Consider the following 25,719-nt stretch of genomic DNA (forward strand, 5'->3'; position numbering starts at 1 on the left):
GATGGTGGCCGGCCCTCGTCGGACCTATCTCGTGGTGCTATGTCCAGTGTGAGTCAGTACGAAGCGCTGCGCTAGATGTCGATGGAGTCGCGCTAGATATCGACCGAACGCGGACGGGTGGACTCTCCGGTGTCATCAACGTCGCCGCCGGACACAGTGCCGCGCCAAGCGCCCGATGCATGGCCCTGCGCTTCGATGAACTTCTTGAATTTGTCCAGATCGGCACCTACCCGCATGCTGTCCACGCCAAGGGCTGATCCGGCCTTCTCTGCCAGGCCTTCCGGCTCCCAGACGATCTCCACGTCAACCCTCGTGCGGGATGGCTGGAGGGGTTCGAAGCGGACGGTGCCACCGTTGCGAGGACCGTCAACGCTTGCCCAACTCACCAGCGCGTCCGGAACCTGCTCAATGATCTGGGCGTTGTATTCGCGTTTCACACCGCCCACATTGGTGGAGAAGTGGAGGGCAGTCTCATCGATCTGTTCCACTGCCTCCACCCCGTTCATGAACTCGGGAAAGGCCTCGAATTGTGTCCATTGGTTGTAGGCGACAGATACGGGGACATCTACTTCGATTGATTTGATGACCGTGGCCATGGATTTCGCTCCTTCGATCGTGTCTCGGGTGCTCATGCAGTACTGCGGGGCGGGGCGGCGCGCCAGCCAGCTGGCTGCTTAACCAGTGGCGCGCCAGTCTTAGCGCGCCAGCCAAAGCTCTTAGCCGGCGTCGAAACTTTCTTCGTCATCGTCGTTGGGTGACTCTTCCTGGGGAAGGTCGTTTCCGCTGCCGTCCGGCAGCGAGTCGTCGTTGCCGTCGGGCTGCAAGGATTGCTCGGCGTGCGATTGCTCGTCTATCCCACCGAACCGGCCGGCCCCGGGCTCGCCCGCGCTGTCCGAGTTTTCCGGATCCAGATGGCTGAGGTTGGGAGCCCCTGTGGAATACGTCTCGCCGTCGGGGCTGTCCTGGCTCAAACCGGCTTCGGTGAGGTCCTCTTCGACGCGGGGCTGCGCCTGTCCTCCGCCTGCTTCCTGCTCGGCCGTAGGAGTGCCGTAGCCTCCTACTTCCTCTTCCGGTGCGGCATTGTGCGTGTCCATGCGACCTGTCCTTTCCTCAACGGTGAACGTGTTTATGGATCTCTTCGAACCTATAAGTGCAGCTGGCGGTGTGTCCATGCATCAACGAAATTAATCAGTAATCTTAGCAATTTTTGGATAAACGGGATAAAGTGCAGACTCGCATCCGGGTCATGAAGGCTGTGGAATTTCACAGCCACCCTGGGGATCCAACCCCGTGTAATTCAAAGGGCCTGCGACGATATTCAAGGCGATTGTTGCCAATTGCGAGCATTGCGCCGGCGGGGTGCCGAAGTAACCCCGCTGGCCAGCCGCCACGGCCCCAATGACGAGCCACACGACCACAAGCAACCCAATGATTGAACCAATTCGCATCACTACCCCAATCGCTGAACCGACAACCCCCAGCTATTAGTAAGCATACTGACAAAAGTGCCCATCACCAAAGAAGTGTGGCCGCGGACCGGGTGCCTCCCGTCCGCGGCCACACTTGGCCCGATCAATCCGTAGGACTGGTTTCGGTTGTCAGACCACGGCCGTCCGCAGTCTTTTCGTCCTTTTCTTCCGCCGGCCCAGGTGGGTTGGCTGACTCGCTGGGTCCAGCGTCGACGGCGTCGTCCGGACTTTCCGACGAGGCATCACCCACTGGAACCTGGCCACCCGACTGGGCGACTGCCGGGTCCCTCGGGATTGGATGTCCGGGGGTTGTCGTCCCATCGCGAACCTGCTCGAAACCGGCAACTTCACCAGGATCAGTCGTCATACGCGAGACCGCCCGCGGCCCAGAACCCAGCCGAGCACGGCCAGCACAAGCAGGATGATTCCCACCCATAGCAAGAAGCTGAGCGCCTGGTTAAGTCCGCCAACGAGGAGCAAGATGATCGCGATAACACCGGCGATTATTAAGAGTGTATTCATTGAGCTACGCATCCCTTCAATAACTGTTGTCTATTCAGGAAGGCGTCCGCTGGTACTCCACTGATGGAGCGCCACCCATGCCAACGGGCACCGATTGGAGAATTTCGTCTCCACATCGCTTGCGTACCCACCCGGGAAAGGCTCAAACGGAACGGTTGCCCGGGCGGAGCACGTTCACAGCCTCATAATAAGCACCCTTTGCGTCGCGGCGAAGTATTTTGGTCAGGAAACTTAGTATCCCTTGGTCGAGAAGGCTCCGAGGGCCCGGCTGATCTCGCGGGCAGTTCCGGCAGCAGCCTCTCCGTATTCCTGGTACTTGTCCGGAACAATCCGGCTTGAGGGGCCCGAGATGGAGATGGATCCCGCCGCCACGCCGCCCGGCCCCAGCAGCGGGACGCCGATCGAGGTGATGCCCGTACTGAGACCTTGCTCATTGATGGAGTATCCGCGGGCCCGGGTGTCCACGATCATCGCGCGAAGCTGCGTGGGATCCACAACGGTTTGTGGCGTCAACGCTTCAAGTGGTCCGGCAAGGTAATCGTTCACGAAGGCCTCATCAGCAGCCGACAAGTAGGCCATGCCCGTGGAAGAAGCATGCATGGGCAGCCTCGACCCCAGTGGGAGGAAGGCCCTCAAGACGTGCGGGGTGTCGAGGCGTTCGATGATGAGCATGTAGCCGCGGTCCGGCACTGCCAGGTGCACCGTCTCGGTGGTGTCCAACTGCAGTGCATTCAGCGGGCCCATGGCGGCATCGCGGATGGCCGAGCCGCTGCTTCCCCGGCTGGCAACGGCGAAGGCGTGGTTGGTCAGAACCCATTTGCTGGCTTGGACTTCGGACTGCGCCACCCAGCCCAGCTCGGCCAGCGTCCTCAGCATCCGGAGCACGGTTGCCTTGGGCACATCAACTTCCCGGCTGAGCTCCGATAATCCGGCGGGCTGGTTGTCCGAGACGGCCTCCAGCACCCTGATGGCCGTGACGACGCTCTGCGTACTCATGCACCCTCCCGCTTGACCGACTACCCCCAGTGCCCTACATTACAGGCGACTTCCCAAAATGAACCAACGGTTCATCTAGTGAACCGTTGCCGATTGCGCAAGTTTTTCCGTCGCACGAAAGGTGCCCTCCATGCTCAAACCACTTCGCGGAATCACCGTGATCGATCTCAGCCGAGCCCTCGCAGGCCCCTACTGCACAGCCCTGCTGGCCGATATGGGCGCCAGGATCATCAAAGTTGAAAGCGTCAACGGGGGTGATACCGCCCGGCAATGGCCTCCCTTCCAGGATGGCCACAGCCTCTATTTCGACTCCGTCAACCGCAACAAAGTGTCCGTGTGCATCGATTTCTATTCGGACGAGGGCCGCGACATCCTCTCCGGATTGATCGCCGACGCCGATGTCCTGGTGGAGAACTTCAAGCCCGGAACGCTGGACAAGATGGGGTTCACTGCCTCCCGGCTGGAAGAGCTCAACCCAGGCCTCGTGCTTGGATCCGTCACAGGTTTCGGCAACACCGGCCCCCTCAAGGACGACGCCGGACTGGACCAGGTCATCCAGGGCATGTCCGGGCTGATGTCGGTGACAGGTCCCGGGCCTGGCTCGGCCTACCGTGTTGGCGTGCCAATCGTGGACATCACCTCCGGAATGATCTGTGCGTTCGGCATCGTTTCAGCGCTCCTGGGAGTCCGGAACGGCGAACGACCCAGCCGAGTGTCCACCTCCTTGCTGGAGACCGCCCTGAACCTCTCCGCTTTCCAAGGGCAGAAAGCACTCAGCCTCGGCGAAGCACCCACGCCGCAGGGCAACAACCACCCCGTCATCGCGCCCTACGGAATGTTCGCTACGGCCACGGAATCCATCAACATCGCTGTAGGCAGCGACAAGCAATGGCGGGCCTTTTGTGGGCTCCTGGGCGCTGCCTCCGCCGTGGATGACCCCCGCTTCATCACTGGAGCGGACCGGTCGGCCAACAGGGACCAGCTGACGGAGCTTATTGAAACAGCGCTTTCTTCGAAGACCGCCGCCGAATGGGTTCCCCTGATCAGCCAGGCCGGCATCCCCTGCGGCCCCATCTACGACTACACGCAGGCCCTGGCATCGGAGCAGGTTGCCGCATTGGGACTCGTGCAGCAACGCCAGCGGCGGGACGGATCCCGCCTCCCCCTTCTTCGTGGGCCACTCAGCCTGGATGGCGAGGCCAGCGAAATCCTCTCACCGCCGCCACTGCTGGGCGAGCACACCGCAGAGGTACTGCTGGAACGCGGAATGACGCACGACGACGTCACCCGGCTCGAGCGCGAGGGCCGCGTTGTGTGCCAACCGGCTTCAGCCCAGGTTCCGGAAACGATGGGAGCACAGCAATGACCGTCGTATCCCCGGCCAACACTGCCCGCACCGAGGCTTCCCGTGCGGGCCGCATCTCCGTTTCAATCGCTGACGGCGTGGCCACCGTGGAAATCTGCAACCTTGCACAGCGCAACGCCCTGACCCGGGCCATGTGCCTGGAATTCCAAGAATTGATGCCGCGCCTGGACGCCGACGCCGACGTTGCCGTCGTTGTGCTGCGAGGTGCCGGCGGCACGTTCTGCGCGGGGGCAGCCATCAGCGAGCTTGCTTCGGTATTGGTGGACCAGCAGCCCGACGGATCGTCCATCGACCATCTCAGCCGCGCCGATGCCGCCATTTCCTCCCTTTCCAAGCCAACGGTGGCCTTGGTGGACGGCGCCTGCATGGGCGGCGGCTGGCAGATTGCAGCTGCCTGTGACTTCATCATCGCCAATGAGCGCGCCGTGATCGGACTGACTCCGGCCAAGATCGGAATCATCTACCCGCGTCCCGGCATGGAACGGCTTGTCAGGTTGGTGGGCCATGCCAATGCAAAGTACATCCTCCTCACCGGACAGACCTTCAGCGCAACCGAGGCCCGGGCACTTGGCCTGGTGGCCGACGTCGTACCTTCCGGGTCCTTTGAGGAAAAGTCCGCAGCGCTTGTCAGTTCGTTACGGAGCCGATCGCAGTTCTCCATGCATTCGATGAAGCGGCTGATTGACGCAACGGACACTGATCACTCAGACATCGATCACGAATGGGCCAACGCCTGGGGCGCCATGCCGGACAGCCCGGACATGGAGATCGGCATCAGCGCGTTCCTGAATCGCGAACGGCCCCGGTTCACGTGGCGGCCTGTGGGCTGACTCACGCCGCATCACGGCACAAGTTGGCACCTCACTTCGTTGGAAAGGAAACGAGGGGAGGCCTCATGCTCATTGTTCTGACTGGAATTGACGGTTCGGGAAAAACGACGGCGGCCCGCGCCTTGGTTGAATCGGCCCGCGCTGACGGGCGGAATGCCCTGCTGCTGGCCAACCACGCTGCCCGGCGGCGGCTGTCCCTGTTGTCCGAGCGGTTTGGGTGGACGTTGCCGCCACGGGTGGCCGACGTCATCGAGACCACAGTCCGGCTGTTCAACGTGCTGGTCAATCATGCGCGCGCCCACAGGTTCGACGGACTGGTGGTGATGGACCGGCACCTGCACTGCCAACTCGCGCTGCGCCAGGCCAACGGTTTACGCCGCGGCCGGCTGCTTCCGTGGCTGCTGGGAAAGCTCCCAGCGCCGGATCTCTCCCTCCATTTCGACGTCGACCCCCGACTCGCCCATCAACGGGTCACGGCACGCGGGACTGACAACGAAACCCTGGCTGACCTTAAGGCATTCCGCGCCGCATACCGTTCGCTGCCCGAGTTTGACGACTTTGTGGTGGTGGATGCTGGAGGGAGTCCGGAGCAGGTGTTTGCCCAGCTGAACCGGGTGGTCGCCGCCGGTGGACGCAAGGAACCCGCTGTCCCCTGTCCCTGAACCGGGCTTGACTTGCTCCCGCCCGCACGCCGGGTAGGCTCGCCACATGCCAACTACGGCGTTCTTGGGGGGATTCATGAGTGCCAAAACCAGACGCAGTCTTCTGATGTTCGTGTTCGGATTCGGGACGTACGTTGCTTCTTTGTCGACGTTGGGTCCGCTCCCATCTTTGGCATTGGGTTGTGTTGTGGCCGCCCTCGCTGTTTTCGTTGACCGGTGGATTCGGACGCGGCGGGGAACCCCTGCGACTCAGTCACCCGATAACGCCTCCACTCCGGGTCAAGGGCATCCTTGAGTCAGTCCGTTGAAGGCACGACGACGGACATCGCCTTAGCGGTCGCCGCTCGCCGGGGTGCCGGTCCGGTGACGCTGGCAGGAGCCGGGACCGAGTTCCTCTTTTTTGAAGCCGCCGGTGGCTTAGCTCGTGAGGGCTACCGGATTCCCCGTTCACGTGAATTCAACACGGCGAACAACAGGGGTGTCTCGGCCGAAACCCTACAACGTCAGGAAATGGCATTGGCACACTGGGCTTCGGGCCACGGCATCCCCAGCGCGGCCGCCATTGACCTTGTGATAGAGGCTGGAACCGCAGCCCTGACCGCCATTGGAGCGATAACTGCCCCAGATCAGTGTCACCCGCTTTAGTCCCTCGGTCGCATCAGCGGCGGGTTCAGTACCGCGCGGGTGGGTTGGCCCGGCGTCGGGCGTGCTTCGGGGGCGAGCCTGAACAGCGCAGCCGGCCTCCCGGCGTCGCCCGCTGACATTCGCCCGGTGTCCTCCAGAAAGCCTGGCGTTCCGGTCGCTTTTCTATGGAAGTTCCGCGGGTCCAGGCGGGTGCCCCACACCGCTTCGTAGACCGAGCGAAGCTGGGCAATAGTGAATTCGTCGCCGCAGAATGCAGCACCCAACGGCGAGTACTCGAGCTTCGACTTGGCCCGTTCCAGGGCGTCATCCAGAATTCGTGCGTGGTCGAAGGCCAACTCTGGAACCTCAGCAACCGGATACCAGGCAGCGTGCTCGGCATCGCTGCCAGCAGCCAACACCGGAAAATCCGGCGCGAGCAACAAATGCGCCACAGTAAGGACATCGCCACGGGGGTCGCGTCCCTTCGGGCCATAACTTCCCAATTGCTCCAAGTGGCCAGGAAGGCGCTCAACACCGGTCTCCTCCGCCAACTCCCTGGCAGCCGCTTCGAGCAGGTCCTCGCCCGCGAGGACGAAGCCGCCCGGGAGCGCGAGCTTGCCGCGGAAGGGCTCGATAAGTCTGGTGATGAGAAGGACGTTCAACTCGCCTTTACGCACAGTCAAGGCGACGACGTCGACGGTCACCGGGAAGCGCTCTGGCGCCGGATGGGATTCAGGCATGCATCAATCGTAGGTACTTATCGTCACGTTGACAATAATGCTCCAATGCCCCTACTGTTTAGTTATCGTCAAGTTGACGACAACTAAACGAAAGAGAGCGATCATCATGGCCACCATCAAGCGCTACCCCTGGATCAGCCACTTCCTTGGCAGCCCCACTGGCTACGTCGTCCACCTACAAAAGGGCGCCGTCAAGCACCAAGGAGTGGGCCAGGCCTTCTTCTTCCGCCCCGCCAACTCCGTGTTGAGCGAGGTCCCGGTGGACGATCAGGAACTGCCCACGCTGTTCCACGCCATCACCCGGGACCACCAGGACGTCAGCGTTCAAGCAAACGTGACGTACCGCTTCATCGATCCCGTTGCGGTGTCCACCCGCCTCGACTTCGGCCTGCAAAACGCCGGTTCCGCACCAGCAACGGGCCGCGAACAGGTGTCCACCATCATCGGGCAGCTCTGCCAAAGCCACGCGATCGATCAGATCGCCACCACCACGCTCGCCGAGGCACTCGAACGCGGCGTCAGCCAGCTCCGGCTGGTCCTCACCGAGGCGCTGCGTGCAGATGCCCGGCTGCAGTCCACCGGCATCGAGATCCTGGCTGTGCAGGTCCTCGCGGTGCGGCCTGAATCAGACGTCGAACGTGCGCTGCAGACTCCCGTCCGTGAACAGCTCCAAGCCGAAGCGGACCGGGCTGTGTACGAGAGGCGGGCAGTCGCCGTCGAACGTGAACGCACTATTTCCGAGAACGAGATGGCGAGCCAGATCGAACTGGCTGTACGCCGCGAAAACCTGGTGGCCCAGGAGGGCGCGAACGCCCGCCGCGCAGCCGAAGAGAAGGCAGCAGCAGGGCTCATCGAAGCACAAGGTTCAGCTGAGAGAAAGGGCATTGGCGCAGCGGCCGAGGCAAACCAGATTCGCCTTGTTGGTGAAGCAGCCGCCGCCCGCGAGGCCGCCACCATGGAGGTCTACCGCAATATGGAACAGGCCACGCTTTTGGCACTGGCCTTGAAGGACGCTGCCGGGAGCCTGCCGAACATCGGGAACCTGACCATCACTCCGGATCTGCTCAGCGGCGCACTGGCCGGGCTGTTCAAGGAACCCGCCACAACTGAAGTCAGCAAGTAAGGTTCCGTCATGGCAACCCCGCGCATCGTCATCGTCCACCGGCGGACCGAACTTCAGGAACTCCTGGACCGGCACGCCACCCGCGGTCAAGCGGAGTTCTTTCTCCGCACCCGCGGGCGCAGCATCCAAGACGTGCAGGACCGGCATGATCGGCTCACCGGCACCCTCGCAACCATTCGGGCGGCAGTGCCGGCCGAATGGCGCACAGCGGAAGTGGAACGCGCGGACCTCAGCCGCTTCCTGCTCACAACCGAGGACATCATCGCTGTTGTGGGACAGGACGGGCTGGTGGCAAACGTCGCGAAATACCTCAGTGGCCAGCCGGTTATTGGCATAGATCCGGAGCCTGGCGCGAACCCCGGCGTCCTGGTCCGACACACCCCGGCGGCGGTAGCTGCACTGCTTCGTGCAGGAGACGTGGGGCGGCTGCACTGCCAGGACCTCACCACAGTGACAGCAACGCTCGACGACGGTCAGCAGCTTTCGGCGCTCAACGAAGTTTTCGTCGGGCACGCCTCGCACCAGTCGGCGAAGTACTCCATCACTGCGCCAAGTTTCACCCAGCCCGGCGGGCAGACGGAGCGGCAATCGTCGTCAGGCCTTATCGTTTCCACCGGGACCGGAGCCACTGGATGGTGCGCTTCGATTGCCCTGGAACGCGGCGGACGCGCCTTGCCAGCACCCACTGATCCGCGGCTCGCTTGGTTCGTCCGCGAAGCCTGGCCTTCACCCATCACCGGCGCCTCGTTGACCGAAGGCGTTCTCGAAGCCGGCGAGGTGCTCCGGATCACCGTGGCGTCCGATCAGCTGGTGGTCTTCGGCGACGGCATGGAGGACGATCGGCTCACTGCCTCGTGGGGACAGGAGATCACAGTGCAGTTGGGGCAGAGGCCGCTGCGGCTGGTGGTTTAGGTGGCAGCCGCGTACCGCCACCACCTACTTTGATCCTGGGGGCCGTCCGACACACCGTTTCGCCGCGCGTCGAGGTGCTTCAGCACTCAAAGTTGGTGGTGACGGTACGGCGAAAGTCACCAAACGGCCGCGGCGCGTCCTAATCTTCGAAACCTCCGCTATGCGCTGCTGGGGAACTGAAGTACATCGGAGAACTTAAGAGGACGCTGGCGGCACAGTTCCGTGAGCCCGAAGACGAATGGGTAAAGTTCCTCACTTCCCGCGTCTACACCGGCCCTTACACGCAACGCGTTCGAGAGCAATTCACCGCATTGGTCACCAAGGCGACCAAGCAATTCCTGAATGATCAGGTCAACGAAAGGCTAAAAAAGGCCTTGGGTGCGCAAGCGTATCTACCGAATGATGACATCGCCGCGGTTGCCGTATCCAGCAAGCCCGTTGCCGAAGCTGACTTGGCAGACGCTGACGCATTAGAGACCACCCTGGAAGAAATCGAGGGGTACCAGATCGTCCGCGCAATTGTTTGCAGCGAAGTGAAGCCCAATCGTGTGGTTCAGCGGGATGCGAAGTCCTACTTTGCTGTCCTCTTGGATGACAACAACCGGAAGCCTATCGCGCGCCTTCATTTCAATCGGACTCAAAAATACATTGGGCTGTTCGACGCGAACAAGGAAGAGACCCGCGTTCCAATTACCTCATTGGAAGAGATCTACGAACATACGGAGGCCCTGCGCGCCAGCGTAAAGAGCTACCTCTGAAGTTGATCCCATGGGGTCGGTAGCCTCATAGATGCCGAGTTTATCCATTCGGCGTATTATTCATGGATCGTCCCTCCGCTCCATGACCAGGGCGCCCCACCCCGTGACTCAACCCTAGGAGCTTCCGTGAGCCACTCAGAGCCCGTTATGGGACAAGCCACATCCAGCAAACCTCCGCGGGCCTCCGTCAGTGACGCCGCGCTGGGATGGTTGCTCGGCATTGTTGCTGGAGCACTTGGTTTGGCCCCCTGGTGGATCACCGGCGCGACGTTGCCTTTGCAGAACCTATGGGCCACCGAGGTCCTGCCGGATCAGATGCCTGTGGGGCTGCTGCCCCTTAACCAGTATCAACTGACCAGCATCGTGGCACTCCTTGGCGTGGGCGGTGCTGCCGCCGGATTAACGGTGCGGATCTGGGCACCGGTGCGCCGGCGTTTGGTCACGTGGTGCGCAGCTGGGGGCGTTCTCGCAGTTCAGTTCACGGCGACGGCGCAGTCCTTCGCGGTGCTCAATGAAGGCCTCGCTGTCGGATCAATGTCCAGCGTCTACCTCGCTGGGCTGCTGGCAGGCGTGATCGGATCCATCATTGCCGCACTGATAGCTCTTCTGTTGATGGCCTCACCTTCAACGGTGAAGACGACCATCGGCGTGGGACTCATGGCTGTTCCCGTCACCTCTTGGGGAGTCGAATGGGTGGTCAGCGTTGCGGGATACACCAATCTCCCCACCGCTGTGCCCACCATTGCGCGCTGGCTCCCTGCCGCACTGATTGGCTGTGCGCTGGCTTGGTGCGGCAACAAGCCCGCCCGCCGCACCGTGGCTTGGGTGGCCAACCTTGCCTTCTTGTGGTTTGTTCCCGCGCTCTTCACCTCCGTCCAATATGTCCTGGGGACACGCGTAGTGGCGGGGGACGTCCCGGAAATGCTCTTGATGAGCCGACAAATACTGACAGCTACGCTTGGCCCCGATGGAGGCGCAGGACCTACCATCTTCCTGGCTTTGGCCATCGGATTGGCGGGGCTGGGCGTTCGAGCCATCCTTGCCCGCCGGGTTTCGAACCCTGCCTAGCACCCCATTCTGCTTCAACAATCAACCGTTGTTCCCCGCACAGCCCCGCGGTAGGGTAACCGGACCGTCCACCCACATCACCGTCTGGACCAACTCTGGGAGACACCATGACACATGTGAGACGTCAACTGGCTGCTGTCACGGCAGCCTTGGCACTAACCGTGACAAGCGGCGCGATGGCCAGTCCGGCCTTCGCAGATCCACGCGAAACTGAAAAGAAAGCCACGGCCACAGGCTACGGAGGCGCTGTCAGCACCGTGGATCCGGAAGCTTCCGCGGCCGCCATCGACGTATTGAAACGGGGTGGCAATGCCGCCGACGCAGCCGTCGCCGCCGCCGCAACCTTAGGCGTTACCGAACCCTACAGCGCAGGCATCGGGGGCGGCGGATACTTCGTCTTTTACGACGCGAAGACCAAACAAGTCAGCACCATTGACGGCCGTGAAACCGCTCCGGCGGGCATGCCAACTGACGCATTCATTGACCCGGCCACCAAGAAGCCGTACAACTTCACGCCTGAGCTCGTCACCAGCGGCGTGTCCGTCGGAGTCCCAGGCACACCTGCGACGTGGGAGCGTGCACTGGAACGTTGGGGCACGTTGGACCTCGGCGAAGCCCTGAAACCGGCCATCAAGGTGGCTAACCGCGGTTTCGTAGTGGACGAGACCTTCCGGCAACAAACACTGGACAATAAGCTCCGCTTTGACGCATTTACCCCCACAAGGGATCTGTTCCTTCCCGGCGGTGACGCTCCCGCCGTCGGAAGTGTCTTCCAGAACCATGACCTCGCGGCGACGTACAGGTTGCTCGCAAAGGAGGGCACCGACGCCTTCTACGGCGGTCGGCTCGCGGAGGAGATTGCCAAGACCGTCCAGGCCCCGCCGAAAACCGCGGAAACCAAACTTCCCGTTCCTGTCGGCTTCATGACCACGCAGGACCTTGCCAACTACAAGGTGTTGGACCAGGACGCCACCAAGGTGGAATACCGGGGTTACGACGTCTACGGCATGGCCCCTTCCAGCAGCGGCGGCACCACGGTGGGTGAGTCCCTGAACATCCTGGAGAACTACGACCTCAAGGACATGAAGCCGGTCGACGCCCTGCACCACTACTTCGAGGCCAGCTCGCTCGCCTTCGCGGACCGGGGCGCCTATGTGGGCGATCCCGCTTTCGTGAATGTCCCCACCCAAGCCCTGCTCGACCCAGTTTTCGCCAAGGAACGCGCCTGCGAAATCGATCCCACGGCGGCCGCCCCCAAGCCTGTTGCTGCGGGAAACATACAAACGTTCGACGGCGCGTGCCCGGCTGCCGTGGCACCACTCGCCAATGAGACGGATACAGAGAACATCTCCACGACGAATCTGACGGTCGCCGATAAGTGGGGCAACGTGGTGGAGTACACGCTGACGATCGAGCAGACCGGCGGTTCTGGAATTGTTGTTCCGGGCCGGGGCTTCCTGTTGAACAACGAGCTGACTGACTTCAGCACGGTCTATGACCCGAAGGATCCCAACCGGATCGAGCCGAACAAACGGCCGCGTTCCTCAATGTCGCCGACCATTATTTTGAAGGACCAGAAGCCATTCCTGGCACTGGGGTCCCCCGGCGGATCAACCATTATCACTACCGTGCTGCAGACGATCCTCAATCGCGTCGATTTGGGCATGACGGTCTCCGAAGCGCTCGCTGCGCCACGTGCTGCACCGCGGAATGGAGCGACGGTCAGTTCCGAGCCTGCCTTCATTGACGCCTATGGTCCGGAGCTGACGGCGCTTGGCCACACACTGGTGCCGGCGGGTGATGCCTTCACATCGGCGGCGGAGATAGGTGCTGCGACGGCCATCGAATTCGGTAAAGACGGAAAGATGACCGCAGCCGCCGAGCCGGTTCGTCGAGGCGGCGGTTCAGCGCTGGTGGTGAAACCGGTAAAACCCGGTAGGTAGCGGGCGCGTCAGTAACCTGACAGGAGGCTCCGGACCGTCACCTGAAGCTTCTCCAAGGCAGCGTCCTGCTGGGAGCTCAGAGCAAATTTCAACAAACCACGGCAAGCAAGTCCAGCGTCTGTCAGGTCACCGCTGAGAAGGAAATCGAGCAGTTCGTGGCTCGGGAGTAGCCGTACAAAGCCCGCCTCGGAGGCGTCCCACGATGGGTCTCCCCCGGGGCGGGCTTCTGCTGCAATAGCCACATGCTTTCGACTGGACGAGCGGGCGGACCTCCACTCGGATCCTGTGTAGTAGATCGCCGATGATTCGTAGCCGGTTTCCTCTGCCAACTCGCGTCTGGCAGCAGATTCCGGGGTCTCGCCCTGATTCACGTAGCCGCCGGGAAGTTCCAGTAGTGTCCGTCCCGGGCCCACGCGAAACTGTTCAAACATCACCACCTCGGCGCCACCCTCGGTGAAGGCGAGCATGGCAGCCGAATCTGGGCCGGCAATAACGTCCCATTCGGAGACAGATCCGTCGGCCTCCAGATACGTGTCCCTGTTGATGGTGACAAAGCCCTTGTAGGCCCGGGTGCTCCACAGTTTTCGCCACAGTTCATCCGGCTCGGTCAAGATGGGCGGTTGTTCCTGAGCTCCCGGCTGTATCTCCACACCATGACCAACGATGCAATGGCGACGATGATTCCGGAAACAGTAGACCACCAGTTCTGAGCTCCATTTCATGGCGGAGTCCTGGCATCCCCGTTAGGACCGGCGCCACCTAGACGACCCCAACAAACACTCAAATTTGGCCTATAGAGCACCTAGACGCCCTCGATCACCACTCATTCCTGCTATCCCCAACACCTAGTGCCTTTTTCATGTTGCAGGCTGAATCCGACGCGGTTCTCGATCTTGCCCATGGGGGAATCCGTTACAAAGAAATCTGTTCCCCACTCTCTAGGAGAAGAAATGAACTGGCAGCAAATTAGCTGTTTGGCTGGGTTTCTCGGGCATATCGTCGCTACAGGTTCACTGATTGCGGCGGCATTCACGGGCGGTGCGACACTCATTATCGGCGGTATTGCGTATTCATTGAGTGCGCTTGCAACGATGCTCGGCTGCGGTTAGGCCCAAAATGAAGTTACTGACGCTAACGGCAGCTTGCCTGTTCCTCATCACGGCTGTCATCGCGTTGTTCAGCAATCCCCCGATGGCCGCGCTCTCCTTCACGGCCTCAGTTGCGATGGTTGCAACTTGGGTCGTCTACAAGAAGCAGAGCAAGTAGTCGTTCATCACCGGAGCCGCGCCCGACGCTGAGTCAGGCCGGGCGCGGCTTCTCCAACGCGAAGTGACCCCTATTGAGGACGCATGAATTTCATCAACGTTGAGAACCTCTCCAAGAACTTCGGGCAATTCCAGGCCTTGAACGACGTCTCTTTCTCTGTGAAAGCCGGGGGATCGCTGGCGATCATAGGGCCGAATGGCTCGGGAAAGACCACACTGGTCCGCTGTCTCCTAGGACTGCTGAATGCCAGCGAAGGTACGGCAAACATAGCCGGCCAACCCTACGACGCCGGCCATCCATGCACCGTCGGCTACCTGCCGGAGGAACGTGGCAACTTCCAACGCGATACTCCTCTGGACGTGCTGCGGTTATTCGGGAAACTTCGCGGCCTCACACATCATGACGCCAGTTCGCAGGCGTACGAGTACCTCGACGACGTCGGGTTGGCCCCGCATGCACGATCACCAATCCAAACACTGTCCAACGGTCAGCAGCAGAAGATCCATCTGGGAATCACGTTCGTTGGCAACCCTGACCTCCTGGTCCTGGATGAGCCGACGCGCGGCTTCGACCCTGTAAACCAGGCCATCTTTAAAACCTACCTGGAACGGCATCTCCTCCGCGGTGCCACTCTTATTCTGGTGACAAACCAAATGCATGAAGTTGAAGAGCTCACAAACAATGTCCTCTTTCTCCGCAAGGGCAAGCAACACTTTGCAGGCGAAGTGGAGGAAGCCAAGCAGAAGCTCGGTGGGCGCCGTACCGCATTGAGCTACACAGGTGTTCTTCCGCCGCACGCCAGTGAGTGGAATGTAGAGATGCCAGAGAATGGCACCCTCCTGCTGGACTCACGGCACGGGATCGATTCGGCGAACCAGCTGTTGGGTCGGCTGCTCAATTCCGGAGTTAAGGTGACAGACTTCAGCACGCGGTTGTCGAGCCTCGACGAGATATTCGTGGGCGTATATGGCGATTCAGCACAGTTGGGATCCTTGAACTGATGGTCATGCCAAACTGGACCCTTCTCACTTTCGAACTCAAACGCCACTTCAAAAGGAAAAGCTACTGGGGAGCCACGTTAGCGGTTCCACTCGTTGTCATCGTTTTGGTGATTCTGGCACAGGTTGGCACTGCAGCCGCAGAAAAGAACGCCGCAAACAGCACGGTGGGCGTGATGGACTTCAACTACGTGGATCCCGGCTGCGTGATAGACGTAAAACTTGCCGAAGAGTCAGGTGGAACCCAGGTTTTTGATGTTGCTTCAGCCATCCATGACGTTGAGGAAGGAAGAACACAGACACTGCTGGTTTTCCCCGTCAATCCCGCAAATGGCCGCATTGACATCTACGAGAACAACAAAGGACTGGTAGGCGACCAACGGTCTACGCCCCTGGCCCGCCACCTGTTGCAAATTTCCACGATCAGAGGTGCCGCACTACCTGAGCTAGCCAAGCCTTTGACCGGCAGCATTGAGGTCAATCGTGTTGGCTACAGGAATGGCAGTGCCGATCCAGGGTTGTCTTCCGTGGTGCCTCCCCTGCTCTTCCTGCTCCTGTACTTCGTAGTGACCATTTTTCTTGGCAACCAGATCATGTCCAGCTTCGCTGAGGAGCGCGAACAGAAAATCCGTGAGGTGCTCTTTCTGGATACATCCCCGGCGAGTGTCTATGCAACCAAGATCCTGACCACCGCTGTCCTGGGACTGGTTCAGCTCCTGAGCATGTCTCTGCCGTTGGTAGTGGTCTATGTGGCCGTGGGCCGGGACCTCGGATTGCCCCTACCGGCATTCCAAACCTGGGTGTTGGATGGCTCCAAAATGGTTGTAGGGCTGCTAATCCTTCTGCTCGGCGTAGTGTTCATGGTCTCCATTCACGCAGCTATCGGCGCACGGCTTCGAAGCGTCCGTGAAGGTTCGGCCTTCGCCACGCTATTCGTCATTCTGATGTTCGCCCCGGGTTACGCCTTGGGCCTGCTATCTGAGGAGCCTGGATCCCAGATTGTTCAGCTGTTCACGTTCTTTCCACCGACGGCCCCCAGCACCCTGCTCTTCAGGAACGCTTTCGGAAACGTCTCGGCGGCCGAGCTGATTGTCAGCTGCGCAGTCCTCCTAGTTGCCAGTTCCTTGGCCTTCTTCATTGGGCGCCGCGTGTACGCGGGGAAGGGAGCAAGACGCGGTGTAGTCGGAAGCCTGGGAAGTAGCGGCGGCCGGTGACAGCGAGCCTTGTGACTACTGGTGTGATTCATCAGTGGCTATGCGGGGCACCCGATGATGGGGGCGTCGTAACACTATGAAGATCCATGGCAAGAGTGCCACCGGTTATTGGTTGATGTTGGCGGGTTGGTACGGACTGACAATCGGCATGGCGACGCTGGCCCCAATTCCCTGGCTCTTGGTGGCTGGCGGGGTCTGCATCGTTTTTCCCTTAGTTGTGGGCTTGCTCTATGGGCAGATCGGCCGGAAAGTTCAGTACAAGCCAGGTCCGGACAGCCCGGCGATTGTCATCATGGCTACCGTCTTCGCCGTGGTAGGCACACTTCTGCGCGGCTCCTCAATCGTTGGATGGGCGGGGCCGGTCCTGGGCTTTGTCACGTTCATCGGTATGTACCTTTGCCTACGCCGGTACGGTCACTTCCACGTAAGCGGCTATGAGGTTTCGCCCGACCAGCAAAGGGAAAACGCACGCTGATCAGCGAGCGCCCCTGCACACGTCATCGATCGCCGCTTTTCCGCTCCAGTTCTGCACCTTGCGGTGTCTCGTATTCAGCAGAGAGACCCCTGGGAAGGAAGCTGAAGGAGACTATTGCACCGCCGTCGACGTTCCATAGCGCTGTTGTGGTCTCTTCGAAGTGCTCCAGCTTCGGCTTTCCCCACCGTGCTTCGCCCTCACGGACCATGAGCGTATGGGCGTCGCCGAGGAATGCGGTGGACTCCGGTGTCACCTCCCGGATGGTGTCCGACGTGTCGAGGCTCAAATCCATCATCACGTTTTTGTAATCGATGGTCATGACATCAGCGGTGGTGAAGTTGGAGACTGTGTTCATTAGATATGGCGTGTCGTTCTCCACTTCGATGGTCCAACCGAACCGCTCCACAGCACGTTGCTGGGCCTCATCCTTCGACATCGGCCAAGGGGCTGCAATCCAAAAGTCCATGATGTCGCAGAGCTCAGCAGGGGGCATTGATTTCCATGTCATGTGTTTCGTCCTCTTCCGGGGGTCGCGTTCTTCGCTCGTTCGATCCAGACCCTCCACGCGGAATAGCTGAAAAAGTTGAAATCGTACCCGGCCGCGGCAGCGGCATCCTTCAACGTCTCACCCACGCGGAAAAGGGGTCTGCCGTCATCGGCCTCGATTGACTGGGCGATCTCGGCGTCCGTGGCGTTGAGCAAGTGAATCAGAGGGTAGGCCGCACGGAAGGTCTCGAAGCCGCCGATGAAATCCACCCAATGACCGCGTCCCCAACGAATCTCCGTACCATGGGGCCCGACTTTTACATCAACCCCAGGTGCATCCTCAAAGGTGGCTATCTGCTTCTCCGGCCAGAGCATCCCCTGCACCACGTCAAGGGCGAAGGGCCGCACAGAGTCAGCCCGGGCCACTACCTTTGTGCGGTTGAGGCCGGCATGGCGCAATTCCAGAGTGCCATCGTCGGTCACAGCGATGACCTTCGTCGTCGACAGGTTTCTCCATTCCAGAACCGCGTCGGGGTGGGTGAGCAGGCTGAGCTTCACGCGAGGGTTGATCGCCTTCATGGGCAGAGTATTGAGAATTTGCTCGACCAGAGGGTGGTCCAGGGCGCTGACGAACACGGTGGGTCGGCGCTCTCGTTCCACAGTCCCCAGTGCGTCGACGTGGTTCGAGTCGAGCCCCAGACCGGGGAGGTCCAAGGAAGCGGAACCGGGGTCCATCCGGGCCACCCGTTCTGCGGACCAGGTCTGTCCTACTGGTATCTGCTCTGCCTCCCGCCAGGCCCGATAGCTGAGCTCATCAGGACTCTTTAAGCCGTAGGAACTCCGCAATGCGGCGACGCACCGCTCTGCGAGCTCACGGTACTCCGAGGTCAACGCTGGAAGCGGCAGAACGGAGGACCAGTTCGGCTGCGCAAGGCCGGGTGCCTGCCAGCCGGCGTCCCTCAGCACGGACTCGTCGGCGTTAACCGCTACATCCTTTCCTGGAGCCTCGGCGTCAAGACGGTCGCCCTGCCCCGCGAATTGCACATACCGGTTGGGGTACACGTCAGAGGCGATGATCAGATAGGCGCGATCCGATACGGATCGGAGGGTGGCTGCGAGTCGATCGCGGAAGTCGTTCCAGTCGAACGCAGCCTGCTCGTTTGGCGTCCGCTCAGTCCACGGCATCGGCACCCGTCTTCTGACAGTGCTGAAATGGAGGTCCGGGTCATCATGTGGGATATTTTTGACCCGATCCGGGTCACGGGGATCAAGTCGTTCAAACCCCTCGTCACCAGCTGAGGGTTCCAGGGTGCTCACCATGAGTCCGTGTGGGCCACTCAGTCGGACTTCGACGATCAAGCCTCGATAAGTGCCACGACGAACGACTTCATGGCACTCCAACTGCTCCTCCCGACCGATCTCCCGGATGAATCCGCGCTTACCCAAAGGAGTGAATCCCGGCGTTGGCTGATCCGTCCACAGCACCCAAATATCTCCTCGGGGCTGGAGCTGATACTCAACGCCGTCAAGAACGGCATAACGTCCCGGTCTTATGAGGTCTTTCATGTGGTCTTCCTCCATGGCATGGGAAAGGGAGTTCGCGGGGTGGTGATACGGAGGTCGGGGTCGCCCAAGGGGATGGACTTCCTGTATTCACCACGATCGACCTGCCGAAACCCCTCAGCAACTGACGTCGAATCGTTCGTCCAGGCCATCACCGGCCCTTCAGGCGATTGGACCGCAATGGTGATGCCACGGTAGATGCCGTGATACTCGAGTCTGAAGCACTCCAACTCCAGCGGGTCCCCCACGGTGACTCGCCGCACATACCGGCCATACTCGTCTCTGGTGAAGCCCGCAGTTCGCTCGTTGCTCCAGAGCTCCCAGCCCTGGCCCTTTGTAGACAGTCGGATCTCGACGCCGTCCTACACGGCATAAGTGCCTGGGGCCAGAAACTTCGACGGCGGAGGTTCAGGAGAGCGGCGTTGGAGCCTTTTGGCGCGAGCCACCTCAGTTCCCCGACGTCCGGTCGAGCTCGACGCCCTGCGGCGTCTGGAACATTGCGCTGAGGCTCTTCGGATGGCAATTCAATGAGATGCGCGCACCGGAGGACAAGCACCAGCTCGCCGACTCCGAGCCCGCAGACGCTCGCATCAGCTGCTTTCCCCAGCGCTCCGTTCCTTCACGCACCATGAGCGCAAAGTTGTCCCCGAGGAATTCAGTTGATTCCGGCGTGATCCTACGGATTACGTCAGAGATCCGCAGGCTGATGTAGCTGAGAGCTCCCTCGCTACCAATCGTCGAAACGTCCGGGATAGTGAAGCCCGATACCGTGTTCATAAGGTAGGGAACGTCGTCTTCCACCTCGATGCTCCAGCCATAACGCTCGACGGCGAGGCGCTGCATTTCGTCCCGCGTCAGCGGCCACGCGGCGGCAGCCCAGAAGTCCATGAGGTCACAGACCTCGGCCGGGCTCATGGCTTTCCACGTCACGATTTCTGTCATTTGTCCTCCCCAGGGCCCAGGCCTCAGGACGCCATCGTCTGGGCATTTTCCCTAGTGTAGAAGACGTCTCGGACTGCTAATGACACGTAACTATCAATTCTTTTGCCCTTCCGGGGGCACTCGCCCGCGCCAAGAAGCATGCCTCGTGGAATCCTTCACCTGGGCAAGAAGCCTCCACGGCCGTCCGGGAAAAACCAAAATCGTCGCCATGTCGTTCAGTACTTTGTCTATCCTTTGGGCGGAGGAGACCCGTACCCCTGGAATCTGGCTGACCCCGCTGCTCACTGATGAGCGGCTCAGAAGCACCATCTGCGCATCGTCGAAGGACGACCTCTTTATCGGAGGTTCTCTGGACAAGCTCTGGGATGGAGGACGTGAATCTGAGAGTGCAGGAACGTTCTTTGAGGTGCCTGGGGCAGACCACTCTTTGCAGATCCCTGACGATTGGCGGGCCTCCCAGCAGGCCCAAGCCGAGGTATTCGCCAGGGTTGAAGAGTTCGTTGTGAGGCTGGGCGGTACACCTAGCTCTGCCTGAGATCCATCCGCCTGAGTTCGACCATGCGACCAACAACCGCGCATAAATCGCCGGGCGGGTACGCACTTTTTTCGTGCACCAGAAAGAGGTCGGGTGGGGCGCTGACGTGCGCCCGACCCGACCTCTCTCACAGGTGCAAGAACTACAGGACCGTGGTCCGCGACAGCGAGAGGTCCTTGGTCTCCCGGAAGAATAGGACAACCACCACAGCGGATACCAGCGCCATGCCCATCAGGTAGAAGGCCGGGGCCAGCGGGGTTCCGAAGCCGGCCACCAAGCCGGTGGCCACGAAGGGAGCGGTTCCACCGAACAGCACGTAGGCCAGGGTGTACCCGATCGCTGAGCCGGATGCACGGACGGATGACGGGAACATCTCCACCAAAGCAGGCACGTTTGATGTTCCGATCACGGCCACCAATGCACCCAGGACGCTGGTCCCCAGGATCGCGAAACCGAGACCCAGCGGCATGATGGAGAACGCCGGAATGGTCATCACCACGAAGCCCACACAGGCCACCAGCAGCATCCGCTTTCGGCCGTACCGGTCACTGGCACGAGCTGCCAACGGGCAAACCGCGGTGTAGACAAGCATGGTGATCACACTAGTGATCATGGATTCTGCCGAGGAATAGCCCAGGCTCGAGGTCATGTAGGCGATCATGTAGCTGCTCATCAGGTAGTACGCGATGGCGTTGGTGATGCTGTAGCCAAAGAGCGTGAAGATCTGGCGCGAGCACATCCGGATAGCGTCGCCCAGAGGCCGCTTGGCAACTTCGCCCGTCTTCTCCAGACCGCGGAACACCGGAGTGTCATCCACACGGGACCGGATATACAGGCCGATCAGACCCAGCGGTGCCGCGAGCAGGAACGGAATTCGCCAGCCCCACGCCTGCAAATCAGCAGGGCTCAACGTGGAAGTGATCGCGACACCCAGCAAAGCCCCCGCAACCGAAGCCAGCCCGACAGTGGCCGGGATAATGCTGGCGTACGTCGCCCGCTTACCTTCCGGGGCGTATTCAACGATGAACGCCGACGATCCCGTGTACTCACCGCCGGTGGTGAAGCCCTGCACGGCGCGGAACACGAACAATAGAATCGGAGCCCACACGCCGATCACCGCAAACGTCGGCAGGATTCCGATGCAGAACGTCGCCGCGCTCATGATCAGCACACACAGGCCCAGCATCTTGTTGCGGCCAATCCGGTCACCGTAGCGTCCGAAGAAAGCCGCCCCGAGCGGCCTGGCGATGAAACCGCCTGCGAAGATCGCCCACACGGCCAGGAGTGACGCCGTCGTGGAGTAATCCGGGAAGAAGAGTTTCGCGATGGTGACGGACATGACCGCATAAGCCGCGGAGTCGAACCATTCCACGAAATTCCCGACGGCGGCTGCCGCGGCGACGCGCTTCAGGCTGCGCCGGGGGGAAGACTCAGTGTCTGCAACTTTCTCGGTCATCGTATTCATGATTGTTGTCCTTCGAGGCGGGGAGAGGCTACAACGTGTGGGAGTTCGCGGAGCTGGGCCCGCTGGACTTTTCCAGTGGCGGACTTCGGCAGCGCGGTGACGTATTCGATGAATCGTGGGTAGGCGAAGCGGGAGAAGTTCTCCTTCACGTGCGCCACGATGGTTTCGCTCAGGTCCGCTCCCCCAGCGTGACCGGGCATCAGTTCGATCCATGCCTTGATGGACTGGCCGCGGAGCTCGTCGGGCACTCCGGTGACCGACACGTCCCTGACGGGATCGAGTTCGCGAATGACTGCCTCCAGCTCATAGGGCCCCACACGGTATCCGGACGTTTTAATGACGTCGTCGGTCCTCCCCAGGAACCAGAAGTAGCCGTCATCGTCCGTATAGGCCTGGTCCTTGGTGTGGTACCAACCGCCTCCGAATGCGGTGGCGGACGCCTCCGGCATGTTCCAGTATCCCAAGGGAAATTGCGGGTTGGATCGCGCGCGGAGGCAGATCTCGCCGGTCTCGCCCGTGGCTACTTCCTGCTCGTTGTCGTCCAGCAGGCGGACTTCCCATCCAGGAAGTGGACGCCCCATGGACCCGGGTTTCACGGGAACATCCGGATAGTTGCCCAGCAGCGGGTAGGACTCGGTGGAACCGTAGTAGTCCAGCAGCGTCACGCCGTATTGCGCTTCGAACCAGGTGATCAGGTCCGGCGTTAGCGGCTCATTGGACGAGCAAACTGTCCGCAGGTGCAGCGGGAAGCGGGTACCGGCGTCGGGCACGTCTTCGCGCATCTTCCGCAGGAAGGTCGGGTTCACCAGCGCGCTGGTGACGCGGTGGCGGCTCATGCTGTCTAGAAGGGCTGCCGGGTCGAAGCCGCCGTTGGGCCGGAAGACCAGGTGCGTTGCGCCGAGCCGGAGCGGGCCCATGAGCTTGGCCAGCGACCATGCCCAGTCCCCCGCACCGTAGAACACATCGCCGTCGCAGATCTGGTGGCAGTACTCGAACTCGTTGTGGCCAAGGAGGGTCCGATGCGCGTGGACGATTCCTTTCGCACGGCCGGTGGTGCCCGAAGTGTAGAAGATGAGGGCGGGATCTTCAGCTTTGGTTTCGACATCCTGGAATTCGGTGGTTGCCTCTTTGATGGCCGGGCTGTCGATGTCGATGAACGTACCCTCGAAGTCCTTGAACAAGGGCCGCGCTGACTCCTCGGCGATGATCACCGACGCGCCACTGTCCTCCAACCGGAACCGGATCGGTTCCGCTGCCCAGAGCAGGGACATCGTGACCAGGATGGCGCCGGTCCGCAGAACGCCCAAGTAGGCGGCCGGGGTGTCGGAACGCTGCGGCAGCAGGACGGCGACGCGGTCGCCCTTCTTGATGCCGGCCTTTTGGAGGGTGGCGGCGATCTGGCGGGACCGGTCCTGGATCTCGCCCCAGCTCACCTCACGTTGACCTTCGACGGCGGACTCCAGGATGAGTGCGCGTTTGTCCCTTGGGTGCCGGTCGGCGACGTCGACGGCCATGTTGTAGAGCTCAGGCACCTCCCAGCGGTGGCTGTTCCGCAGTTCGGTATAGCGGTCTTGGGTTGCGGTTTTCATGGTGTGATCCCGTCCGTTCAGCGGCGGCCAGCGAGGAAGCGGGCCATTTCGCGCTGCGGCTCGCCGGTGCCGTAGGCCTCGCGGTGCACGCGCTTGGCTTCTGCCATGGCGTCGCTGAGGTCGTCGTCTTCCAGGCTGCGCAGGCGGTTCTTGGTCAGGCGGACTGCGCCCGGGGGAAGGAGGCTCAAGCGGGCTGCGAGGTCCTTGGCGTAAGCCAGCACGCCGCCGTCGTCCGCCAGGTAGTTAAGGAGGCCGAGCCGCTGAGCCTCGGCAGCATCCACCAGCTCGCCGGTGAGGACGAACTGGGAGGTCTTGGACTTGCCCAGGATGCTCCACATGGCCCAGATGCCGGTGATGCTGGGGATGCCGGAGAGGACTTCGGGCTGGCCCATGCGGACTTTCGAGTCGCCAACGCGGAGGTCCGCGAGCAGCGAGTACTGGAAACCGGAGCCAGCGGCGACGCCGTTGACGGCAGCGATGGTGATCTGGTCGAGGTTGCGGACGGCGCGGTAGAGGCGGTCGAAACCGTCGATCCAAGCTTCCGCGGACTCGTGATCCTCAGGATTCATGGACGCGGTCTCTGCCAGGTCCTGCCCGGCGCAGAACGCCCGGCCGCTGCCGGTGAGGATGACCGTGCGGATCTCGTCGTTGCCTTTGAGGCCTTCGAGGTAGTCGATGAGTTCGCTGCGCATTGCCTCGGTCCATGCGTTGAGTTTGTCCGGGCGGTTGAGGGTGATGATGGCGGTGGGGCCGGTCTGTTCGAAGAGGACGTCCTGGGACATTGGGGAGTTTCCTTTGGTTCGTTGGGGTTTCTTGAGTCCCATCTGACCATCGGTGAATGTGACCCGTCTAACATCAATATCTACTCGGCTTGATATCAAACTGATATGGTGCGGCGATGGACCTCCACCATCTCAAGTACTTTGTGGTGCTCTCCGAGGAGCTTCATTTCGGCCGTGCGGCGCAGCGTTTGCACATGGCCCAGCCGCCGCTGTCGCAGCGGATCAAGGACTTGGAGAAAGAGCTCGGGGTGCTGCTTTTTCATCGGCGGCGCACTGGTGTGGAACTGTCCGAAGCCGGGGCTTTGCTGCTGGAGCATGCGCGTGGGGTGCTGGATCACGTGGCCATGGCGCAGGAATCGATGCGGCGGATCCGGCCTGGCGCGTCGGGCATCCTGCAGGTGGCCGTGCCGCCGGACACGAACCCTGTTGCCCTGTCCACCATGGTTTCTTCTTTTGCTGCGTCTGCGCCTGACGTTCTGCTGAATTTGCATGAGCTCACCACCGTTGAGCAGGTTGAGCGACTGCGCGACGGCGAACTGGACGTTGCGGTGGTCCGTCACCCTTTGAGCAGCGTGGGTTTTGAGTCGGGGCCGGTGTTCTCGCGGGCGCTGGGCGTGGTGATGAATGCTTCGCACCCGCTCGCTTCTGCTTCTTCCGTGCGGCTTGGCGATCTTGCCGGGAGCCCGTTGATCATCTTCCCGCGGCACATGGCGCCCACCCTGTACGACTCGTTCCTGCACACGTGCCGGGACGCCGGGTATCTTCCTGCCGCGATCGTGCACGCACGCAACCAGCACTTCACGCACGGGCTGATCATGGCTGGCCGCGGGGTGCATTTCAATGAGGAGCCGTGGACGCCGCTGCCTGCAGGGATTGTGTGGCGGCCATTGGTTGGTGATCCGTTGGCATGGCGGACCTCGGCGCTGTGGCTGAAGAGCAGGAGGTCAGCTGAGACGGATGCGTTTGTGGCGGCTGTTGGCGCGGGGCTGGAGGCGGGTGGACACGGGTGATTTCCTTGCCGGGGCTGACTTTGGCTTAGTCGGCGACCAGCTATTCAGTTGGAACGGCGACCTTCAAAAGTTGCGCTCCGGTCGGCGTGTAGGACACCGATTTGGACCGATGGCGTAGGGGCAACGAAGAAATACATCTCCACGGCCGTTTGCCCGACCCTCCACATGGCGGAGGTCATTCCGGGTTTCGCATTCGTCTCATCCACTGGGGGACCATATTTGGCCCTAAGAAAGGCAAAGATCAGGTCGTAGCCCAGTCTGGACGTGGCAGATCGGCCGGAAGACTCCTCGTATAAGGAGAGGTTTATGCAAAACAAGTCACCTCTATACGACATCCAAGAGCCTGCTGCAGGGGCTAAATAGGGACTCAACAGTTCGCCA

At 61.2% G+C, this 25,719-nt stretch carries 27 protein-coding genes and 1 pseudogene; 16 read left to right on the top strand and 12 right to left on the bottom strand.

Annotated features, from left to right (window positions below):
* Positions 1 to 92 precede the first annotated feature (92 nt).
* From J3D46_RS00270 to J3D46_RS00285, 4 genes are all read right to left on the bottom strand, one after another.
* Positions 93 to 596: an SRPBCC family protein gene (locus J3D46_RS00270; RefSeq protein WP_231342956.1), complete on the bottom strand. Its 504-nt coding sequence runs from the start codon at positions 594 to 596 to the stop codon at positions 93 to 95.
* 120 nt (positions 597 to 716) lie between these two features.
* Complete coding sequence (locus tag J3D46_RS00275; RefSeq protein ID WP_231342954.1) at positions 717 to 1,172, bottom strand: hypothetical protein; 456 nt, start codon at positions 1,170 to 1,172, stop codon at positions 717 to 719.
* Positions 1,173 to 1,572: 400 nt separating this feature from the next.
* Entirely contained in the window at positions 1,573 to 1,836 is a 264-nt protein-coding gene (locus J3D46_RS00280) for a hypothetical protein (protein ID WP_253464437.1), read from the bottom strand.
* A gap of 386 nt (positions 1,837 to 2,222) precedes the next feature.
* Positions 2,223 to 2,987, bottom strand: a complete 765-nt coding sequence (locus J3D46_RS00285; RefSeq protein ID WP_253464441.1) for an IclR family transcriptional regulator — start codon at positions 2,985 to 2,987, stop codon at positions 2,223 to 2,225.
* A 130-nt stretch (positions 2,988 to 3,117) separates the two neighbouring features.
* Here J3D46_RS00285 and J3D46_RS00290 point away from each other — a divergent pair, with 130 nt between their 5' ends.
* The 4 genes from J3D46_RS00290 (at position 3,118) to J3D46_RS00305 (ending at position 6,490) form a co-directional block, all read left to right on the top strand.
* On the top strand, positions 3,118 to 4,353 hold the full coding sequence (locus J3D46_RS00290) for a CaiB/BaiF CoA-transferase family protein (protein WP_253464444.1): 1,236 nt from the start codon (positions 3,118 to 3,120) through the stop codon (positions 4,351 to 4,353).
* On the top strand, positions 4,350 to 5,183 hold the full coding sequence (locus J3D46_RS00295) for an enoyl-CoA hydratase/isomerase family protein (protein ID WP_253464447.1): 834 nt from the start codon (positions 4,350 to 4,352) through the stop codon (positions 5,181 to 5,183). The genes J3D46_RS00290 and J3D46_RS00295 overlap by 4 nt, the downstream gene beginning before the upstream one ends.
* Positions 5,184 to 5,248: 65 nt before the next feature.
* A complete protein-coding gene (locus J3D46_RS00300; RefSeq protein ID WP_253464450.1) occupies positions 5,249 to 5,845 on the top strand; it encodes an AAA family ATPase in 597 nt (198 codons plus the stop codon).
* Positions 5,846 to 6,136: 291 nt separating this feature from the next.
* Entirely contained in the window at positions 6,137 to 6,490 is a 354-nt protein-coding gene (locus tag J3D46_RS00305) for a hypothetical protein (RefSeq protein WP_231343135.1), read from the top strand.
* Here J3D46_RS00305 and J3D46_RS00310 read toward each other — a convergent pair.
* Positions 6,487 to 7,209 (bottom strand): NUDIX domain-containing protein, encoded by a 723-nt coding sequence (locus tag J3D46_RS00310; protein WP_253464453.1) that lies wholly within the window; start codon positions 7,207 to 7,209, stop codon positions 6,487 to 6,489. The two genes, J3D46_RS00305 and J3D46_RS00310, sit on opposite strands and share 4 nt — an antisense overlap.
* 106 nt (positions 7,210 to 7,315) lie before the next feature.
* On the opposite strand from J3D46_RS00310, the gene J3D46_RS00315 reads away from it, so the two are divergent.
* From J3D46_RS00315 to ggt, 5 genes and pseudogenes are all read left to right on the top strand, one after another.
* Complete coding sequence (locus J3D46_RS00315) at positions 7,316 to 8,332, top strand: SPFH domain-containing protein (RefSeq protein ID WP_253464455.1); 1,017 nt, start codon at positions 7,316 to 7,318, stop codon at positions 8,330 to 8,332.
* 9 nt (positions 8,333 to 8,341) lie between these two features.
* Positions 8,342 to 9,244: a hypothetical protein gene (locus tag J3D46_RS00320; RefSeq protein ID WP_253464458.1), complete on the top strand. Its 903-nt coding sequence runs from the start codon at positions 8,342 to 8,344 to the stop codon at positions 9,242 to 9,244.
* 158 nt (positions 9,245 to 9,402) lie between these two features.
* Positions 9,403 to 10,002: pseudogene (locus tag J3D46_RS00325) on the top strand (restriction endonuclease); the annotation flags it as partial.
* A 126-nt stretch (positions 10,003 to 10,128) separates the two neighbouring features.
* Complete coding sequence (locus tag J3D46_RS00330) at positions 10,129 to 11,070, top strand: hypothetical protein (RefSeq protein WP_253464461.1); 942 nt, start codon at positions 10,129 to 10,131, stop codon at positions 11,068 to 11,070.
* Between the two features lie 107 nt (positions 11,071 to 11,177).
* Complete coding sequence (gene ggt / locus J3D46_RS00335; protein WP_253464463.1) at positions 11,178 to 13,013, top strand: gamma-glutamyltransferase; 1,836 nt, start codon at positions 11,178 to 11,180, stop codon at positions 13,011 to 13,013.
* Between the two features lie 8 nt (positions 13,014 to 13,021).
* On the opposite strand, the gene J3D46_RS00340 is transcribed toward ggt, so the two are convergent.
* Entirely contained in the window at positions 13,022 to 13,624 is a 603-nt protein-coding gene (locus J3D46_RS00340; protein ID WP_231343146.1) for an NUDIX hydrolase, read from the bottom strand.
* A 339-nt stretch (positions 13,625 to 13,963) separates the two neighbouring features.
* On the opposite strand from J3D46_RS00340, the gene J3D46_RS00345 reads away from it, so the two are divergent.
* From J3D46_RS00345 to J3D46_RS00365, 5 genes are all read left to right on the top strand, one after another.
* Complete coding sequence (locus tag J3D46_RS00345) at positions 13,964 to 14,122, top strand: hypothetical protein (RefSeq protein WP_231343151.1); 159 nt, start codon at positions 13,964 to 13,966, stop codon at positions 14,120 to 14,122.
* A 7-nt stretch (positions 14,123 to 14,129) separates the two neighbouring features.
* Positions 14,130 to 14,279: a hypothetical protein gene (locus tag J3D46_RS00350; protein ID WP_253464466.1), complete on the top strand. Its 150-nt coding sequence runs from the start codon at positions 14,130 to 14,132 to the stop codon at positions 14,277 to 14,279.
* Between the two features lie 83 nt (positions 14,280 to 14,362).
* Positions 14,363 to 15,280 carry an ABC transporter ATP-binding protein gene (locus J3D46_RS00355; protein WP_253464469.1) on the top strand — a complete coding sequence of 306 codons (918 nt, stop codon included), beginning with the start codon at positions 14,363 to 14,365 and terminating at the stop codon, positions 15,278 to 15,280.
* 5 nt (positions 15,281 to 15,285) lie between these two features.
* Complete coding sequence (locus J3D46_RS00360) at positions 15,286 to 16,491, top strand: ABC transporter permease (protein ID WP_253464471.1); 1,206 nt, start codon at positions 15,286 to 15,288, stop codon at positions 16,489 to 16,491.
* A gap of 76 nt (positions 16,492 to 16,567) precedes the next feature.
* A complete protein-coding gene (locus J3D46_RS00365; RefSeq protein WP_253464474.1) occupies positions 16,568 to 16,966 on the top strand; it encodes a hypothetical protein in 399 nt (132 codons plus the stop codon).
* Positions 16,967 to 16,988: 22 nt separating this feature from the next.
* Here J3D46_RS00365 and J3D46_RS00370 read toward each other — a convergent pair whose 3' ends face one another.
* From J3D46_RS00370 to J3D46_RS00380, 3 genes are all read right to left on the bottom strand, one after another.
* Positions 16,989 to 17,474 carry a DUF6301 family protein gene (locus J3D46_RS00370; protein ID WP_253464476.1) on the bottom strand — a complete coding sequence of 162 codons (486 nt, stop codon included), beginning with the start codon at positions 17,472 to 17,474 and terminating at the stop codon, positions 16,989 to 16,991.
* Positions 17,471 to 19,018 (bottom strand): hypothetical protein, encoded by a 1,548-nt coding sequence (locus J3D46_RS00375; protein ID WP_253464478.1) that lies wholly within the window; start codon positions 19,016 to 19,018, stop codon positions 17,471 to 17,473. The genes J3D46_RS00370 and J3D46_RS00375 overlap by 4 nt, the downstream gene beginning before the upstream one ends.
* Before the next feature lie 444 nt (positions 19,019 to 19,462).
* A complete protein-coding gene (locus J3D46_RS00380) occupies positions 19,463 to 19,957 on the bottom strand; it encodes a DUF6301 family protein (protein ID WP_253464480.1) in 495 nt (164 codons plus the stop codon).
* A gap of 208 nt (positions 19,958 to 20,165) precedes the next feature.
* Between J3D46_RS00380 and J3D46_RS00385 the strand changes: the two genes are divergently transcribed.
* The gene (locus J3D46_RS00385) at positions 20,166 to 20,492 is read left to right on the top strand and encodes a hypothetical protein (protein WP_253464482.1); all 327 of its coding nucleotides are present in this window, start codon (positions 20,166 to 20,168) and stop codon (positions 20,490 to 20,492) included.
* A gap of 142 nt (positions 20,493 to 20,634) precedes the next feature.
* Here J3D46_RS00385 and J3D46_RS00390 read toward each other — a convergent pair whose 3' ends face one another.
* The 3 genes from J3D46_RS00390 to J3D46_RS00400 are packed head-to-tail and all read right to left on the bottom strand — an operon-like array spanning position 20,635 to position 24,328.
* On the bottom strand, positions 20,635 to 21,957 hold the full coding sequence (locus J3D46_RS00390; protein ID WP_253464484.1) for an MFS transporter: 1,323 nt from the start codon (positions 21,955 to 21,957) through the stop codon (positions 20,635 to 20,637).
* Positions 21,954 to 23,546, bottom strand: coding sequence for an acyl-CoA synthetase (locus J3D46_RS00395; RefSeq protein ID WP_253464486.1), 1,593 nt, complete (start codon positions 23,544 to 23,546; stop codon positions 21,954 to 21,956). The genes J3D46_RS00390 and J3D46_RS00395 overlap by 4 nt, the downstream gene beginning before the upstream one ends.
* 17 nt (positions 23,547 to 23,563) lie before the next feature.
* Complete coding sequence (locus J3D46_RS00400) at positions 23,564 to 24,328, bottom strand: enoyl-CoA hydratase/isomerase family protein (protein WP_253464488.1); 765 nt, start codon at positions 24,326 to 24,328, stop codon at positions 23,564 to 23,566.
* A 116-nt stretch (positions 24,329 to 24,444) separates the two neighbouring features.
* On the opposite strand from J3D46_RS00400, the gene J3D46_RS00405 reads away from it, so the two are divergent.
* Complete coding sequence (locus J3D46_RS00405; protein ID WP_231343090.1) at positions 24,445 to 25,338, top strand: LysR substrate-binding domain-containing protein; 894 nt, start codon at positions 24,445 to 24,447, stop codon at positions 25,336 to 25,338.
* The last annotated feature ends 381 nt before the right edge of the window (positions 25,339 to 25,719 follow it).

Source organism: Paenarthrobacter sp. A20 (assembly GCF_024168825.1).
Lineage (GTDB): Bacteria > Actinomycetota > Actinomycetes > Actinomycetales > Micrococcaceae > Arthrobacter.